At 72.2% G+C, this 15,387-nt stretch carries 15 protein-coding genes; 4 read left to right on the top strand and 11 right to left on the bottom strand.

From position 1 onward, the window contains the following. Nucleotides 1–79: 79 nt before the first annotated feature. A complete protein-coding gene (locus tag QBL25_RS07675; RefSeq protein ID WP_409056258.1) occupies nt 80–829 on the top strand; it encodes a VanZ family protein in 750 nt (249 codons plus the stop codon). Nucleotides 830–871: 42 nt separating this feature from the next. Here QBL25_RS07675 and QBL25_RS07670 read toward each other — a convergent pair whose 3' ends face one another. Together QBL25_RS07670 and QBL25_RS07665 are read right to left on the bottom strand one after the other, a co-directional pair. Continuing rightward, entirely contained in the window at nt 872–1,324 is a 453-nt protein-coding gene (locus tag QBL25_RS07670) for a DUF6003 family protein (protein WP_409056257.1), read from the bottom strand. 74 nt (nt 1,325–1,398) lie between these two features. Then, the gene (locus QBL25_RS07665; RefSeq protein ID WP_409056256.1) at nt 1,399–2,244 is read right to left on the bottom strand and encodes an RNA polymerase sigma factor SigF; all 846 of its coding nucleotides are present in this window, start codon (nt 2,242–2,244) and stop codon (nt 1,399–1,401) included. Between the two features lie 210 nt (nt 2,245–2,454). On the opposite strand from QBL25_RS07665, the gene QBL25_RS07660 reads away from it, so the two are divergent. The 3 genes from QBL25_RS07660 (at nt 2,455) to QBL25_RS07650 (ending at nt 4,405) form a co-directional block, all read left to right on the top strand. Further along, a complete protein-coding gene (locus QBL25_RS07660) occupies nt 2,455–2,889 on the top strand; it encodes an ATP-binding protein (protein ID WP_409056255.1) in 435 nt (144 codons plus the stop codon). An 82-nt stretch (nt 2,890–2,971) separates the two neighbouring features. After that, entirely contained in the window at nt 2,972–3,208 is a 237-nt protein-coding gene (locus tag QBL25_RS07655; protein ID WP_409056254.1) for an XRE family transcriptional regulator, read from the top strand. Nucleotides 3,209–3,349: 141 nt separating this feature from the next. Further along, entirely contained in the window at nt 3,350–4,405 is a 1,056-nt protein-coding gene (locus QBL25_RS07650; RefSeq protein WP_409056253.1) for a lactonase family protein, read from the top strand. Nucleotides 4,406–4,502: 97 nt separating this feature from the next. Here QBL25_RS07650 and QBL25_RS07645 read toward each other — a convergent pair whose 3' ends face one another. The 9 genes from QBL25_RS07645 to QBL25_RS07605 all read right to left on the bottom strand — a co-directional run bounded on the left by QBL25_RS07645 (nt 4,503) and on the right by QBL25_RS07605 (nt 15,249). After that, entirely contained in the window at nt 4,503–5,447 is a 945-nt protein-coding gene (locus QBL25_RS07645) for a sirohydrochlorin chelatase (protein ID WP_409056252.1), read from the bottom strand. Nucleotides 5,448–5,578: 131 nt separating this feature from the next. Further along, nucleotides 5,579–6,607: an N-acetylglucosamine kinase gene (locus tag QBL25_RS07640; RefSeq protein ID WP_409056251.1), complete on the bottom strand. Its 1,029-nt coding sequence runs from the start codon at nt 6,605–6,607 to the stop codon at nt 5,579–5,581. Beyond that, nucleotides 6,604–7,281 carry a uracil-DNA glycosylase gene (locus tag QBL25_RS07635; RefSeq protein ID WP_409056250.1) on the bottom strand — a complete coding sequence of 226 codons (678 nt, stop codon included), beginning with the start codon at nt 7,279–7,281 and terminating at the stop codon, nt 6,604–6,606. The genes QBL25_RS07640 and QBL25_RS07635 overlap by 4 nt, the downstream gene beginning before the upstream one ends. 33 nt (nt 7,282–7,314) lie before the next feature. Next, entirely contained in the window at nt 7,315–8,406 is a 1,092-nt protein-coding gene (locus tag QBL25_RS07630; protein WP_409056249.1) for a WD40/YVTN/BNR-like repeat-containing protein, read from the bottom strand. Nucleotides 8,407–8,537: 131 nt separating this feature from the next. Next, on the bottom strand, nt 8,538–9,443 hold the full coding sequence (gene mmuM, locus QBL25_RS07625; protein ID WP_409056248.1) for a homocysteine S-methyltransferase: 906 nt from the start codon (nt 9,441–9,443) through the stop codon (nt 8,538–8,540). Further along, the gene (locus tag QBL25_RS07620) at nt 9,440–11,500 is read right to left on the bottom strand and encodes a dipeptide ABC transporter ATP-binding protein (RefSeq protein WP_409056247.1); all 2,061 of its coding nucleotides are present in this window, start codon (nt 11,498–11,500) and stop codon (nt 9,440–9,442) included. The genes mmuM and QBL25_RS07620 overlap by 4 nt, the downstream gene beginning before the upstream one ends. 19 nt (nt 11,501–11,519) lie before the next feature. Then, nucleotides 11,520–12,434, bottom strand: a complete 915-nt coding sequence (locus tag QBL25_RS07615) for an ABC transporter permease (RefSeq protein WP_409056246.1) — start codon at nt 12,432–12,434, stop codon at nt 11,520–11,522. Next, nucleotides 12,431–13,381, bottom strand: a complete 951-nt coding sequence (locus QBL25_RS07610; RefSeq protein ID WP_409056245.1) for an ABC transporter permease — start codon at nt 13,379–13,381, stop codon at nt 12,431–12,433. Before QBL25_RS07610 ends, QBL25_RS07615 begins: the two co-directional genes overlap by 4 nt. Continuing rightward, complete coding sequence (locus QBL25_RS07605) at nt 13,378–15,249, bottom strand: peptide ABC transporter substrate-binding protein (protein WP_409056244.1); 1,872 nt, start codon at nt 15,247–15,249, stop codon at nt 13,378–13,380. The genes QBL25_RS07610 and QBL25_RS07605 overlap by 4 nt, the downstream gene beginning before the upstream one ends. Nucleotides 15,250–15,387: the final 138 nt, after the last annotated feature.

Genomic DNA, 15,387 nt, shown 5'->3' with positions numbered 1-15,387 from the left:
ACCCACTCGAAGTGGACGCGGATCCCCCGCTCGCGCGGGGGAAGACGCAGACACACAACCCCCTGAACGGAGGCGCGTGATGGCACGGTCAGTCCCCCAGGGCAAGGCCACGAAGACCGCCACGACCACAAAGCCGGCGAAGACCCCCAAGGTCCCGAGGGCCACGAAGACCGCGGACGCCACGGAGTCGACGAAGCGCATGAGGCCCACGAAGACCACGAAGCCCGCGAAGACCGCCAAGAACACGAAGAACACGAAGGCGGCGAGGCCCGCCGGGCCCGCGAAGAAGGAGGGGAGCCGGACCGCCTCCGGCCGCGGCGCCGCCCCCGGTGCGCCCCCGCTCTCCGGCTGGACGCGCGCGATGGCCATGCTGGCGGCCTTCGTGGGCACGGTGGTCTTCGCCGTGCTGCTGGCCCGCCTGACGCTGGAACCCTCCGCCGCGTCGGTGTCCTTGACGCACAGCAATCTGCGCCCGGGCGACTCGATCCGCGACTACCTCTCCCAGCCCGCGTTCCGCGACACGGTGAAGCAGCTCGGCGGCAACATCGTGCTCGGCATGCCGTTCGGCATGCTGCTTCCGGTGCTCGTGCCCCGGGCCCGGGGGCTGATACGCGTCACGTTCGCGACCGCGCTGGTGATGTTCCTGGTCGAGCTGGCCCAGGGCTTCCTGGTCACCGGGCGGGCCTTCGACGTCGACGACGTCCTGCTCAACACCACGGGTGCCGTACTCGGATACCTGCTGATCGGCCGGAGGCTCGGCCGCGCGGTGCATCCTCGCCGCCGGCACTGGTGGCACCGCTTCACCAAGCGGACCACCGCAGCCGAATGACCCCGACGGTGACCGGTCACGTGGTGACCGGTCACCGGTCGCTCACGCGGTGAGGCGCCCGATCTCCTGCGGGTCGAGGCCGGTGAGCCGGGCGATGCGCGGCGCGGGAACACCCGCGGCCAGCGCCCGGTGCACCAGGGCCTCCCAGTCCTGGGTGGTCTCCCGGAACTCCAGCAGTTCGCCCTCCATGTCCGTGACGGACTGGGGGGCGCACTCCTGCTGGACCCGCAGCGCCTCGTCCTCGCTCAACGGAATGAGGAGGCGCTCGGCATCCTCGGGGATGAACGCCTCCGCTTCGACGGGCAGGATCCGGACCAGTTCGGACGAGGCCGAGGCGTCGTGCGCCTGCAACCAGCCGCGCACGGCGGGGGTTTCGGCGCACTCCAGCGCGCCGACGGCGGCCAGCGCCGTGCCCAGGCGGGGGTGGCGTTCGGGGAGGAGGAACAGGTAAGCGTCGTCGGCCATCGCGGGGGGAGTCGCCTTCTCGATCGGCATCAGCGGTGCACCGATGCTAGCGCCCCGCGAGCGGCACGCGTCCCGCCGCTCGCGGCCGTCCCCCCGCGGGGACGTCAGCGTGTGGTGAGCATGCCCTCGCGCAGGCGGGCCAGGGTGCGGGAGAGCAGCCGCGAGACGTGCATCTGGGAGACGCCGAGGCGTTCGCCGATCTCCGACTGGGTGAGTTCGTCGACGAACCGCAGCCGCAGGATCTGCCGGTCGCGCTCGCCGAGCTGGGCGAGCAGCGGGGCGAGGGCGTGGAAGTCCTCCACGAGCTCCATCGCCGGGTCCTCCGCGCCGATGAAGTCGGCCAGGGCCGCCTCGCTGTCGTCGCGGTCGCCGTGGATGGTCGCGTCGAGGGAGGTGGAGTTGTAGCCGTTGGCGGCCGTGCGGGCCTCGATGACCTCGTCCTCGGTGAGCCCCATCAGCTCGGCCAGTTCGCTCACCTTGGGGGAGCGGCCGAGCCGGGTGCTGAGTTCGTCGGTGGCCTTGGCGAGTTCGACGCGGGCCTCCTGAAGGCGGCGCGGAACGTGCACGGCCCAGGAGGTGTCGCGGAAGAAGCGCTTGATCTCACCCACGATGTACGGCACGGCGAACGTGGCGAACTGGACCTCGCGGGAGAGCTCGAAGCGGTCGATGGCCTTGATCAGGCCGATCGTGCCGACCTGGACGATGTCCTCCATGTCGTCGCCGCGGTTGCGGAACCGGGCGGCGGCGTACCGGACCAGGGACATGTTCATCTCGACGAGGGTGTTGCGCGCGTACTGGTACTCGTGCGTGCCCTCTTCGAGGGTGGCGAGCCTGGTGAAGAACAGCTTCGACAGCTCGCGGGCGTCCTTCGGCCCGACGTCCTGAGGAGAGACGATCTCCGGCAGTTCCGCGATGGTGGTGTCCGTGGATGTACCGGTCGCCGCTGTCATGGTTTTCCCTCCCAGTCCGCCGGCCCTCCGTCGTCCCCCGACCGGCCGGTGAGGCGCACGTACCCGCAAGTCGTCGCTTCATGCGTGCCGTCACGCAACAAGATCCGTTTTCTGCCGGGGCGTTATAGGCCCCGCATTGCGGGCAAGTGTGCAACTCGGACAGCGGCCATCCCATATTCGGACAGAGGCCACCCCATACGAGGAGGGCTCATGAAGACGCAAGGGGCGCGACTGGACACCGGCCCGACGGTGCGGGACACCGGGCCCTCGGACGCAGCGGTGTTCGACAAGCGGCCGGAAGCGGTCGCCCACGCGCGGGACTTCGCCCGTGCCTTCGTGGACAGGCTCCACCCGGCCGTCGACCCCCAGGACGTGATGAGCGTCGAACTGACGGTCTCCGAACTCGTCACCAACGTCGTGCGGCACGCGCGCGGGACCTCGTGCTCCCTGCGCCTGCGGGCGTTGTCGGACGGCATCGCGGTGGCGGTCGGTGACGCCGACCCGCGACCGCCGCAGGAGCGGGCGCCCGATCTGGCGGGCGGCACCGGCGGATTCGGCTGGCCCATGGTCCGGCACATGGCCCGGACGGTCACCGTGACCAGGGGCCCGAACGGCAAGACGATCCGGGCCGTACTGCCCCGGTAGCCAAGCTCCCCGCGGCGCTTCCCGGCCGCGCCCCCGACGAGGCGTACGGCATGAGAGCGCGCGGGCGGGGCAGGAGGCATCAATGGACGACCTGTCTCAGCTACTCCAACAGACCATGCGCCGCCGTCATCTGACGCCGCAGGCGATCGCGGACAAGACCGGCATCCGCACCCCACGTATCCGCGCCTTCGCGGAGGACGGCGCCGAGGGGCCCGTACGCCCCACCGACGAGGAACTGGCGGAACTGGCCGGAGCCCTCGCACTGCCCGCCATCAAGGACGCCGCGCTGCCGGCGGCGGCGACCTCGACCTCTCCTTGACCCCCGGGGCGCGCGGCGAGCGCCACGCCCTGGTCCACGACGCCCCCGCGTGCACAGCGTTGGTCTAGACCGACTGCTAGCGTCTGCGGCACGAGTGCCCCTTGGTCACGGTGCTCGGTCGGGAGTCGAGAGGGGAACGCAGTGGTCGGCAGGCACGGCGACAGTCAACGGGCGTACATCGGGTCCTTCACCGCGGCGGGCGGGACCGGGATCCTCACCGCGGCCGTGGACGCGGACAGCGGTGCGCTGACCGTGCTGGGGGCGACGGACGCCCTCGCCGATCCCTCGTACCTCGCGCTGTCGGCGGCGGGCGACACGCTCTACGCGGTCAGCGAGACGTCCGACGGGGCCGTCGCCGCGTACCGCGTGGACGGCGACAAGCCCGAGGCGGCCGGGCCGCCGGTCGCGGTCGGCGGGGACGCGCCCACGCATCTGGTCCTGCACGCCGGGCACGTCCTGACCGCCAACTACGGCTCCGGCAGCGTCAGCGCCGTGCCGGTGCGCTCCGACGGCAGCCTCGCGTCCGCCCCTTCGGGTGTCCTGGCGCACAGCGGCTCCGGGCCCCACCCGCAGCGCCAGCAGCGGCCGCACGCCCATCAGGTGCTGCCCGATCCGAGCGGCCGCTGGGTGGTCAGCGTGGACCTCGGCACTGATTCCGTACGCGTGTGCGAACTCTCGGCGGGCGGCGAGCCGATCCTGCGCCGCGAGATCGCGCTGCGGCCCGGTTCGGGCCCGCGCCACCTGGTGTTCCACCCGCGCGGCGATCGCGCGTACGTCCTGAACGAGCTGGCGCCCACGGTCACCATCTGCGCCTGGGACGCCGCCGAGGGGGCGCTCAAGCCGCTCGGCGAGGCGGCCGTCCTGCCGGGCCCCGCGGACGGCGACGGCGAGGCCCACCCCTCCGCGATCGTCGTCGCCCCCGACGGGCGCTTCCTGTGGACCGCGACCCGCGGGCAGGACGTCATCTCGGTGCTCGCCCTCGACGCGGCCGGGGACCGGCCCCGGCTCACCGCCACGGTGCCGTGCGGCGGCCACTGGCCGCGTGACCTGGCCATCGGCCCCTCGGGGCGGTTCCTGTACGCGGCCAACGAGCGCTCCGGCGACGTCACCTGGTTCGCCGTGGACCCGGAGACGGGCATTCCGCGGCGCGCGGGCTCCATCGAGGCCCCCGCCGCCTCCTGCGTGATCTTCAACTGAGACCGAAGGCCCGCCGCGTCGTGCCGCTGGGCCCGCCCCCTGCATCAGGGGGCGGGCCCAGCGGCACGACGGCATCAGATCTGCCGGCGCGGCGCGGTCAGTGGACCGGCGCGCCCGACGGCTGCTGCGGGGCGATCCCGAGCGCCGAGGTGTACTTGGAGAGGGCGAGCTTGCCGATCGCCGGGTAGGCGCCGAGCGACTCGGCGACCGAGCAGCCGGCCTCCTTGGCGGCGGCGTCGAGAAGAGCCGAGTCGATCTCGGGGCCGATCAGGTACGGGGCGAGCGCCAGCTGCGTGGAGCCGGAGCCGCGCAGCTCGTCGGCCATGTTCGCGATGGCACCCTCCTGGTCGAGGGCCGCGGCCATCACCGGCACCGCGAGACGGGCCGCGAGCAGCATGCCGGTGATCCCGGCGGCCTGCACGGCCTCCTCGCCGCCGACCGTGGCCAGGACGATGCCGTCCGCCGCGGTGGCCACCGTGAAGAGGCGGGCGCGGTCGGCGCGGGCCAGACCGGCCTCCGAGAGGCGCACGTGCAGCCCCTCGGCGAGCAGCGGGTGCGGGCCGAGGACGTCGGTCAGCTCAGCGGGGGCGCGACTGTCCATCACGGCCTGGCGCACGCGCCGCATCAGCGCGTTGTCGGGGCCCGCGAGGAGGGGGACCACGACGGCGACGGGGCCGTCGGGCTCGGCGACGTCCGCACCGGCCTCGCGCGCCTGCTCGAAGCGCGCGGTGCGCTCCTGGGCGGCGCGGGCGAGCACGGAGTGCAGCGAGGGGAACTCCGGGAACGAGGTGACCGTGGCGTCCTCGGTCCCGTCGAGGTACCCGATACGGGCGTCGAGGCCGGGCAGCTCGGAGCGGGCGATGCTCACGACCTCCTCGGCGAGGCTGCGCGTGGCGCTGCTGGGTACGCCCGGTACGGCGAGAACGAGCGCGGGCGCGTTCTCGGGAGCCGCCACGGGCTCCGGGCGGCGGTGCCGCCCGGGCTGGCGGGGTCGCGGCATTCGTACGGGCAGGCCTGATGCGGGCCCTGTGGAGGAGCTCATGGCGCCGCATGCTACTGGTTTCGAGGGCTTCGCTGTTCGGGGAGGGTACAGGTGGGCGGTATAAGTCCGCTTTTGTCTTATGAGTTACGTAGCGGACGACTGTCACCTTACGGAGTGGTCATCCGGGGTGGTCAACTGTCGTATTCGGTGTGCAGCGTGAGCATGCGCGGGTCGAGCGGCAGACGCAGCCGGCCCGCGGCGAGGTCGGCGGCGATGCGCAGGGCGCCGTCCAGCGGATCACCGGCGGCCGGCACGGCTCGCACATGTCCCAGGACGTCCCGCAGCTCCGCGCGCACCGGGCCGAGCAGTGCCTCGCCCATCTTGAACAGGCCTCCGGTCAGGGCGACTTCGGGCTGCTCGCCGCGGCCCACCGCGTGGGGCGCCGGGCAGACGGCGGCCGCGGCGTCCGCGATGTGCCGGGCCGCGTCCCGCAGGATCGCCTCCGCCACCGGGTCGTCGGGGGCGCAGCGCGCCACGTCGGGCGCGAACGAGGCGAGCATCGCGGGCCGGTCCGTACGGGGATAGAGCCGCCCCGGCAGGCCCGGCGCGGGACCGAAGAGCTCCTCGGCACGGGCGAGCAGCGCCTTCGAGCCGCCCCGCCTGCCGTCGAAGGCCCGCATCGCCGCGTCGAGGCCCGCGCGGCCGACCCAGGCGCCGCCGCCGCAGTCGCCCAGGAGATGGCCCCAGCCGTCGGCGCGGTGCCAGGCGGTCAGGTCCGTGCCGATCGCGATCATGCCGGTGCCCGCGGCGACGACCGCCCCGGGGCGGTCGCCGAGCGCGCCCGCGTACGCGGTGACGGCGTCGGCGGCGAGCGCGAGGCGCCGCACGCCCAGCGCCTGGTACAGCGCGGCCGGGAGCTCCGCGCGCAGGTCGTCGCCGAGGGTGGCGAGCCCCGTCGCGCCGATGGCGACGGCGTCCACCCGCTCGACGCCCGCCTGAGCCAGCAGCGCGCGGGCCATGGGCAGCAGTTGCTCGGTGAAGTGGCCCGCGTCGATGCCGCGCGGACCCGTCCGCACCGGCTCCTTCGAGCTCACCGGGGCGGGGTGACCCGACCCGCCCGACCCGTCCGACCCGCCGGGCCCGTCCGGCCCGCTCAGGGCGGCCCGCAGCCCCGAGCCGCCCGAGTCGATCCCGAGGACCCACGCCGAGGAGTCCGTCACGGAAGCCGCCAGTCCACCGGCTGCCCGCCCTGCTGGACCAGCAGGTCGTTGGCCCGGCTGAAGGGACGCGAGCCGAAGAAGCCGCGGTCCGCCGACATCGGCGACGGGTGCGCCGACTCGACCGACGGCAGCGGCCCGAGCAGCGGCCGCAGATTGCGGGCATCACGCCCCCACAGGATGGAGACGAGCGGCCGGCCGCGGGCCGCGAGCGCCCTGATGGCCTGCTCGGTGACCTCCTCCCAGCCCTTGCCCCGGTGCGCGGCGGGACGCCCCGGCGCCGTGGTGAGCGCCTTGTTGAGCAGCAGGACGCCCTGCTGCGTCCAGGGCGTCAGGTCGCCGTTCGACGGCTGCGGAAGGCCCAGGTCGGAACCCAGCTCGCGGTAGATGTTGATGAGGCTGCCGGGCAGCGGGCGCACCTCGGGCGCGACCGAGAACGACAGCCCCACCGCGTGTCCGGGGGTGGGGTAGGGGTCCTGACCGACGATCAGCACCCGCACCTCGTCGAAGGGCTGCTGGAACGCGCGCAGGACGTTCGGCCCGGACGGGAGGTAGGTGCGTCCCGCGGCGATCTCCGAGCGCAGGAAGCCACCCATCTCGGTGATCTTCCCGGCGACGGGTTCGAGGGCCTTGGCCCAGCCGGCTTCGACGATGTCATGCAAGGGTCGTGGTGCCACGGCGTCACCCTACTGCCGTAACGGGGGCGCCGATCAACCGATGGCCGCCGCCCTGACGCACAGTACGTCCGGCAGGTGGGAGGCCAACTCCCGCCAGCTGTCGCCGTCGTCCGCCGAGGCGTACACCTCGCCGTTGCGGTTGCCGAAGTAGATCCCCGCGGGGTCCTGGCCGTCGCTGCACATCGCGTCGCGCAGCACCGTGCCGTAGTGGTCGCCGGCCGGGAGGCCCGCGCTGAGCGGCTCCCAGCTCTTGCCCGCGTCGCTCGTGCGGTAGACCCGACATCGGCGGTCGGCGGGGACACGGTCCATGTCGGCGTTGATCGGGAAGACATAGGCGGTGTCCGCGCGGTGCGGATGGGCGACGGCGGCGAAGCCGAAGTCGGAGGGCAGGCCCTCGCCGATGTCCGTCCAGTGCGCGCCCGCGTCGTCGCTGCGGAACACGCCCCAGTGGTTCTGGAGATACAGGCGGTCCGGATCGGCCGCGTCCCGCGCGACCTTGTGCACGCACTGGCCGAACTCCGGGTTCGGGTCCGGCAGGAAGACCGCGGAGACGCCGTTGTTCGACGGCTCCCAGCTCTTGCCGCCGTCCCGGGTGCGGAAGACCCCGGCGGTGGAGACGGCGACCGTCACCGCGTCCGGGTCGCGCGGATCGGTCAGGATCGTGTGCAGGCCCTCGCCGCCCCCGCCCGGCACCCACCGGTCGCGCGTGGGGTGCTCCCACAGGGGGCGCACCAGCTCGAAGGACTCGCCCCGGTCGTACGACTTGTACAGGGCGGCTGGTTCGGTGCCCGCGTACACCACGTCCGGTTCGGCGGCGGCGGGGTGCAGCTGCCAGACCCGCTCCAGGGACGCCTCGGTGTCCCTGGGGAACTTCACGGCCGCCCTGGGCGGTTCCGTCCACGTCGTGCCGAGGTCGTCGGAGTGGAAGACGGACGGGCCGAAATGGGAGCTGTCGCCGCCCACCAGAAGGCGAGGAGTGCTGCCGCGGGTGTCGATGGCCACCGAGTAGACGGCCTGCGCGTTGAAGTACGGACTGTCGTCGAACCGCCAGGTGTCCGAACCGGCGCGTTTGCGGCCGATGAAGAGGCCCTTGCGCGTGCCTACGGTCAGAATGATCTCGGCCATCGTGGCCACCTCCAGGACGTCGTTGTCTCAGATAGGGCTCAGTGTGCACCCCGGCACTGACAGTCACCCCTGGACACGACGTCCTCCCAGGTCAGGGCGGAAGCGGCGGCCGTACCGACCGCCCGCGGCCCTCACTCCGGGCGGTCGGCCCCCGACAGCTCGGCGGCCACCTGCGCGATCGTTTCCGGCCCCACCCGGCAGCACCCGCCGATCAGCCGCGCCCCCGCGTCCCGCCAGCCCGTGGCCCGGCCCGCGGTGAAGTGCGCCGGACCGCGCCACGCCCGGGTGCCGGCGTCCCAGGTCTCGCCGCTGTTGGGGTAGGCCACCACCGGTTTGCCGGTGATGCGTGCGGCCAGGCGCACCGCCGCGTCCGCGTCCTGGGGGTCGCAGCAGTTGACGCCCACCGCGAGGATCTCCTCGGCGTCGGCGGCGAGCGCGAAGGCCTCCGTCAGGGGCTGGCCCGCCCGGGTGTAGCCGCCGGAGACGGTGTACGAGAGCCAGGCGGGCACCCCCAGGCCGCGCACCGCCCGCAGCAGGGCGCGGGCCTCGTCCGTGTCCGGGACCGTCTCCAGGGCGAGCACGTCCGGCTCCGCGGCGGCCAGGACCTCCAGGCGCGGGCGGTGGAAGCGTTCGAGTTCGGCCACCGTCAGGCCGTACCGGCCCCGGTACTCGGAGCCGTCGGCGAGCATCGCCCCGTACGGTCCCGCGGACGCGGCCACCCACACCTCGCGGCCCGCCCCGGTACCCGCGTCGCGGGCCAGCTCCACGCTCAGGCGCAGCAGTTCGGCGGTGCTCACCGCGTCGACGCCGTGCCGCGCGAAGCCCTCGAACGTCGCCTGGTAGCTCGCCGTGGTGGCGATGTCCGCGCCCGCGGCGAAGTACGCCCGGTGGGCGGCGGTCACGGCCTGCGGAGCGTCGGCCAGCAGCCTCGCCGACCACAGGGCGTCGCTCAGGTCGTGCCCGGCGGCCTCCAGCTGGTTGGAGAGGCCGCCGTCGAGCACGAGCGGGCGCCGGGTGAGTGCTTCCGCGAGTTTCACACTGCCGACGCTAGCCGAGGCGCGGACAGGGGGAAGTGGCACGCGACCTGGTGTCCCGGCCCGTTCGGCGCGCTCACCGGCGGTTCCGTCGTGGCGCAGACGTCCTGGGCCGCCGGGCAGCGGGTGCGGAAGCGGCAGCCCGACGGGGGCTTGGCCGCGGACGGTGTCTCGCCCTCCAAAGGAGTGCGGTCCCGGCCCTGTGCGGCCCCGGGATCCGGCAGGTTGACCGTGTCCAGGAGCCCGCGCGTGTAGGGGTGCAGCGGATGCGCGTACACCTGTTCGGCGGGGCCGCTCTCGACCAGCTTGCCCAGGTACATCACGCCGACCGTGTCCGCGAGGTGGCGCACCACCGCCAGGTCGTGCGAGATGAACAGGTAGGTCAGGCCGCGCTCCCGCTGAAGCTCCCGCATCAGGTTCAGGATCTGGGCCTGGACGGACACGTCGAGCGCGGAGACCGGCTCGTCCGCGACCACCAGGTCGGGCGAGAGCGTCAAGGCCCGTGCCAGCCCCAGGCGTTGGCGCTGGCCGCCGGAGAACTCGTGCGGGTAGCGGTGCACGGCGCCGCGCGGCAGACCCACCGCGTCCAGGAGCCCGTCGATCAGCTTCTCCTGGTCGGCGCGGCTGCCGACGCCCTGGATGACGAGCGGCTCCCGCAGGATCTCGCCGACCCGCATCCGGGGGTCCATGGCGGCCGTGGAGTCCTGGAACATCAGCTGCACGCGCCGCCGGTGCGCCCGCCGCTCGGCCCGCGACATCCGCGCCGGGTCGTGTCCCGCGAAGCGCACCTGACCGGCCGTCGGCTCCTCCAGGCCCGCGACGATCCGCCCGAGGGTCGTCTTGCCGCAGCCGGACTCGCCGACCATGCCGAACGTCTCGCCCTTGCGGACCTCCAGGGACACTCCGCCGACCGCGCTCACCGTGCCCCGGCTGCGCGAGAAGGCGCCGCCCTTGAGCGGGAACTCCTTGACGAGGCAGTCGAGTTCGAGGAGTACGTCACCGGGCGCGCGCGGCGCGGGCACGGCAGGCGGCACGACGACCTCCTCGTTTGACGCGTCGTCCGGAACGGGATGGAAGCAGGCGAACCGGTGCGCGCCGCCCCGCAGTTCGTCGTCCGTCAGCTCCGGCTCGCGCGTACGGCACTCGTCCGTCGCGAAGGTGCAGCGCGGCGCGAACCGGCATCCGGCCGGGCGCGCCGCCAGGTTCGGCGGCAGGCCCGGGATCGTGTGGAGCGCGGTGCCGCTGTCCACGGCCCGCTCGGGGAGCGAGGCGAACAGGGCCTCGGTGTAGCGGTGCCGGGGCCGCGCGAACAGGTCGCGTACGTCCGCCTGCTCGGCGATCTTGCCCGCGTACATCACCGCGACCCGGTCCACCCGGTTGGCGATGACGCCCAGGTCGTGCGTGACCAGGATCATCGCCATGCCCAGCCGTTCGCGCAGGCCGTCGATCAGCTCCAGGATCTGGTGCTGCGTCGTCACGTCGAGGGCGGTCGTCGGCTCGTCGGCGATGAGCAGCTTCGGCTCGCAGACCAGCGCCATGGCGATCGCCACGCGCTGGCGCATGCCGCCCGACAGCTGGTGCGGGTAGGCCTTCATGCGTTCGGCGGGCTGCGGCATGCCGACCAGGCGCAGCATCTCCTCGGCCCGCGCCCGCGCCTCTTTCCGGGTCAGCTCGGGGCGGTGCAGGACGAGCGGTTCGGCGACCTGGGCGCCGATCGTCATCGTCGGGTTCAGCGAGGTCAGCGGGTCCTGGAACACCATGCCGATGGTGTTGCCGCGGACGTCCTGGAGGACCGGCGCCGGGGCCGCCGCCAGGTCCTGGCCGTCGAACAGGACGCGTCCGCCGGTGATCTCGCCGCCGGGCGGCAGCAGTCCGAGGACGCTGAGCGCGGTCATCGTCTTGCCGCAGCCGGACTCGCCCACGATGCCCAGGGCCTCACCCGGGGCGAGTTCGAGACAGACGCCGTCGAGGGCGTGGACGGTGCGCTCGCGTGAGGTGATGTCGACGCGCAGATCGTCGATCTTCAGCAGTGGCCCGGTGCCGGGCAGGGGCTCGGTCATCTCGTCGCTTCTCCCTTGCTTACTTCCGCAGCCGTACTTCGAACGCGTCCCGCAGCCCGTCACCGATGAAGTTGAACGCGGCGACGACCAGGACGATCGCGATGCCCGGCGGGAAGATCAGCCACCAGTAGCCGTTCTGGGTGTAGGTGATGCCGGCCGAGAGCATCGAGCCCCAGTCGGCCGAGGGCGGCGGGATGCTCAGGCCCAGGAAGGCCAGGTAGCTGACGTAGAGGATGGCGTCGGCGATCTGGAAGGTGCAGTTGACGATGACCGTGCCGATCGCGTTCGGCACGATGTGCCGGAAGACGGCCCGCGCGCCGCCGCCGCCCATCATCCGCATCGCCTGCACGTACTCGCGGTCGCGCAGCGAGAGCGCCTCGCCGCGCACCAGGCGGGCGGGGGAGAGCCAGGCGACCGAGGCGATGATGACGATGAGGACGCCCTTGCTGGGCGTGATGATCGCGGCGACCACGACGAGCAGGAACATCGCCGGGATGGCGAGCGCGGCGTCCGTGACGCGCATCATGGCCGCGTCCACCCAGCCGCCGAAGTACCCCGCGACCGCGCCGTACACGGTCCCGAAGAGCGTCGCGAGCAGGCCCGCCGCCAGACCGATCTCCAGCGAGGTCTGCCCGGCGACCATGAGCCGTCCGACCATGTCGTAGCCGAGGTCGGTGGTGCCCAGGAGGTGTCCGGAGCTGCCCGGGGCGAGATTGGCCCGGGACAGGTCGGTGTGCGTCTGCTCGGTGGGGTGGAGCAGCGGCCCGAGATAGCTGAAGGCCAGGAGCAGGACCAGGACGACCACGCCGGTCAGGGCGAGCTTGTTGCCGGTGAAGACCCGCAGGGTGCGGCGGGCGAGCGAGGGTGTGGCCTGGGCCGCCGCCTCGTTCCCCGGCGCGGCCTCGGGGATGGCGTCTGCGGTCGCGGTACTCATGCCACGCTCCGTATCCGGGGGTCGAGGACGGCGTACAGGATGTCGGTCAGCAGCGAGCCGACGACGGTGGCGATGCCGACGACGAGCGTCACGCCGAGGAGCACCGGGAAGTCGGAGCCCTGGGCCGCGTTCCAGAACAGCAGCCCCATGCCGGGGTAGTTGAACATCGACTCGACGACGAGCGCGCCGCTGAAGAGCGTCGGCAGATACAGGCCGAGCAGTGTGGCGAGGGGGATCAGCGCGTTGCGCAGGACATGGCGGACCATGATCCGGCGGCTGGACTGCCCCTTGGCCATCGCGGTGCGGACGTACTCCTCGGTGAGGTTGTCCAGGACCGCCGAGCGCATGTAGCGGCTGAACATCGCCACGATGCCGAACGCCATGGTGACGACCGGAAGCACCAGCCCCGTGAAATCGCCGAGGAGTTCACCGACGCTCTCGCCCTGCGGTGCCTCCGCCGGGAGGATCGGCATCACCTGCGCGAACAGGATGATCATGATGAGGCCGAGGAAGAACACCGGCGTCGCGTAGAGGAGGAAGGCGAGGCCCGTCAGGGCGTAGTCCGAGGCCTTGCCGCGCCGCACGGCTTGCAGCAGGCCCAGGGGGACGGCGATGACCACGGCGAGCGCGGTGGACAGGACCGTCAGGAGCAGGGTCTTGGGCAGGCGCTGCTCGAGCAGGTCGAAGACGGGCGAGTTCAGCTTGAACGACTCGCCGAGGTCGCCGGTGAACAGCCGCTTGAGGTACATCACGTACTGGGCGGGCAGGGAGCGGTCGTAGCCCTGCTGGTGGTTGAAGGTCTCGATCTGCTGCGGGGTGCCCTTCGGGCCCAGGATGGCGCGTGCGGGGCCGCCGGGCAGCATGTGCAGCAGCGTGAACACGATGACCGAGACCAGGAACAGCACGACGAGCGCCTGAAGGAAGCGCTTGACCAGAAAGCCGGTCACTTCTCGGCTCCCTTCTTCTTGACGTAGTACCAGTCCTGCGGCGCGAAGGTGACCGTCGGGTTCTGGCTGACGCCCCGCAAGTCGTTGCGGATCACGGAGACTTGGTAGGCGGGGTTGGGCATCCACATCACCGGCAGCTGCTCGGCCAGGTACGCGCCGTACTCGTGGACGGCCTTCATGTCCGGGGAGTACTGCACGGCGCGGATGATCCGGTCGGCCTTCTTGTCGCTGTAGTTGCCGAAGTTGGCGGACGCTCCGGTGGAGAAGAGCTGCTCGCCGCTGGGGTTGAGCGGGTAGTACCAGCTGCCGGCCGTGCCGAAGAAGGACATGTCCCAGTCGCAGCCGGGGTCCTTGGCCGTGCAGGGGACGGAATTGCCCAGCACCGAGTTGAGCGGCTGCTGGCGCACGGTGAGGTCGATGCCGCCCTTGGAGAGCGAGGACTTCAGCTCCTGCATCATGTTCGTGGTCTCGGTGGAGCCGGACTGGGAGAGCAGGGTGAGTTCCAGCGGGGCGTTCTTCGCGATGCCCTTGCCGCACTCGTCCGGGCCCGTCCCGGGGCGTGCGCAGCGGGCGGTGCCGTCCTGGATCCGCCAGCCGTGCCCGGTGAGCAGCCGCCGGGCCTCGCGCACGTCGAAGGGGTAGCGGTTCTTCTCCATGGCCTTGGACAGGTACTGGCTCTTCGGCGTCACCGGCACCGGGCCGAGCGTGGGTGTGGCGCTGCCCTGCCAGATGACGTCGCTCATCGCCTTCTGGTCGACGAGGTGCTGCATGGCCCGGCGGATGTAGAGCTGGTCCATCATCGGGCCCGCGTGCGTGGAGTTGAAGTTGTAGACGATGTACGTCGCCGCCCAGCCCTCCCACGGATCGACGCGATAGCCCTTCTCCTGGAACTTCTCCTTCTGCGCCATCACCGACGGCGGGATGTAGCCGTAGTCGACGCCCCCTGAACGCAGCACGTTGTACTCGGAGTCGGCCGTGGTGAAGGGCTTGAAGACGACCTTGTCGAGGTGCGGGCGCTGGGAGGCCGGGCCGGTGTACTTCTCGTTGGGGACGATGGTGACCTGGCCGCTGTCGCGCCAGCCCGCCAGCTTCCAGGGCCCGTTGACCGTCTTCCACAGCGGGTCCGAACCGTATGACCCCAGGCTCTTGGCGTGCCGGGTGAGCCGTGCGAAGACGGCCTTGGCGCCGCTCCTGGTGCGGTCCCAGTCGCCGATCTGGCCGCCGTCGGTCTTGGCGTCCCAGGCGTGCCGGGGGAGGGCGCGCATCAGGGTGAGCTGGTTGGCGGTGAACCAGTCGGGGTTGTAGGCGCGGCTCAGGTGCAGGCGCACGGTGTGGTCGTCGACGGTCTCCAGTCGCTTGACGTTGTCGGGCATCGTGCCGACGGAGTAGTTGCCCCAGCTCTTCTTGTTGGCCTTGACGAGGTTGAACCAGAACTCGATGTCGCGCGTGGTGACCGGCTTCCCGTCGGACCACCGCACGCCCTCGCGCAGCCGCACGGTCACCGTCTTGTTGCCGTCGCCGAACGTCGGCTTCAGACCGAGCGTGCTCGGACCGTGCGTGGTGAGCTCTCCCTTGTACTGCACGGCGTCGTAGACGGGCATGTAGAGCAGGGACTGGATGCCGTAGTTGTACGAGGCGCCGTAGCCGGGGGCGCCGATCGGGAAGATCCAGTTGGGTGTCGCGGCGGGCGGCAGGGCCATCGTGGCGGTGCCGCCCTCGACCGGGGTGCCGCCGGTGGGGCCCATGTCGACGCGGCCGCCCTCCTGCGTGCAGCCGGTGACCGCGGTGAGGGCGAGCGCGGCGACGGCCGCCGCCCCAGCGACGAGCGCGCGGTGCCGGACGCGGTGACGAGATCGCCTTGAGCGCATGGCGAAGGGCCTCCAAGGATGCGAGAGCCGGACCGTGCGGAGATCGACGGGCGGCGCCTGAACGCTAGATCTGGCGACAAAATCAAGTCAAGGGCTTCGTTCGGCAAGAAGTCTCAAAATCGGGAGGCTCTGGCCAAC

This window comes from Streptomyces sp. SYP-A7185, assembly GCF_046103685.1.
Classification (GTDB): Bacteria; Actinomycetota; Actinomycetes; order Streptomycetales; family Streptomycetaceae; genus Streptomyces.
This window is presented reverse-complemented; position numbering and strand designations above follow the sequence as displayed.

Bases quoted from the DNA above. Each gene is read 5' to 3' on its own strand.
- QBL25_RS07675 (WP_409056258.1), top strand. From the start codon at position 80: ATGGCACGGTCAGTCCCCCAGGGCAAGGCCACGAAGACCGCCACGACC.
- QBL25_RS07665 (WP_409056256.1), bottom strand. From the start codon at position 2,244: ATGACAGCGGCGACCGGTACATCCACGGACACCACCATCGCGGAACTG.
- QBL25_RS07605 (WP_409056244.1), bottom strand. From the start codon at position 15,249: ATGCGCTCAAGGCGATCTCGTCACCGCGTCCGGCACCGCGCGCTCGTC.
- QBL25_RS07670 (WP_409056257.1), bottom strand. From the start codon at position 1,324: ATGCCGATCGAGAAGGCGACTCCCCCCGCGATGGCCGACGACGCTTAC.
- QBL25_RS07655 (WP_409056254.1), top strand. From the start codon at position 2,972: ATGGACGACCTGTCTCAGCTACTCCAACAGACCATGCGCCGCCGTCAT.
- QBL25_RS07620 (WP_409056247.1), bottom strand. From the start codon at position 11,500: ATGACCGAGCCCCTGCCCGGCACCGGGCCACTGCTGAAGATCGACGAT.
- QBL25_RS07645 (WP_409056252.1), bottom strand. From the start codon at position 5,447: ATGAGCTCCTCCACAGGGCCCGCATCAGGCCTGCCCGTACGAATGCCG.
- QBL25_RS07615 (WP_409056246.1), bottom strand. From the start codon at position 12,434: ATGAGTACCGCGACCGCAGACGCCATCCCCGAGGCCGCGCCGGGGAAC.
- QBL25_RS07630 (WP_409056249.1), bottom strand. From the start codon at position 8,406: ATGGCCGAGATCATTCTGACCGTAGGCACGCGCAAGGGCCTCTTCATC.
- QBL25_RS07660 (WP_409056255.1), top strand. From the start codon at position 2,455: ATGAAGACGCAAGGGGCGCGACTGGACACCGGCCCGACGGTGCGGGAC.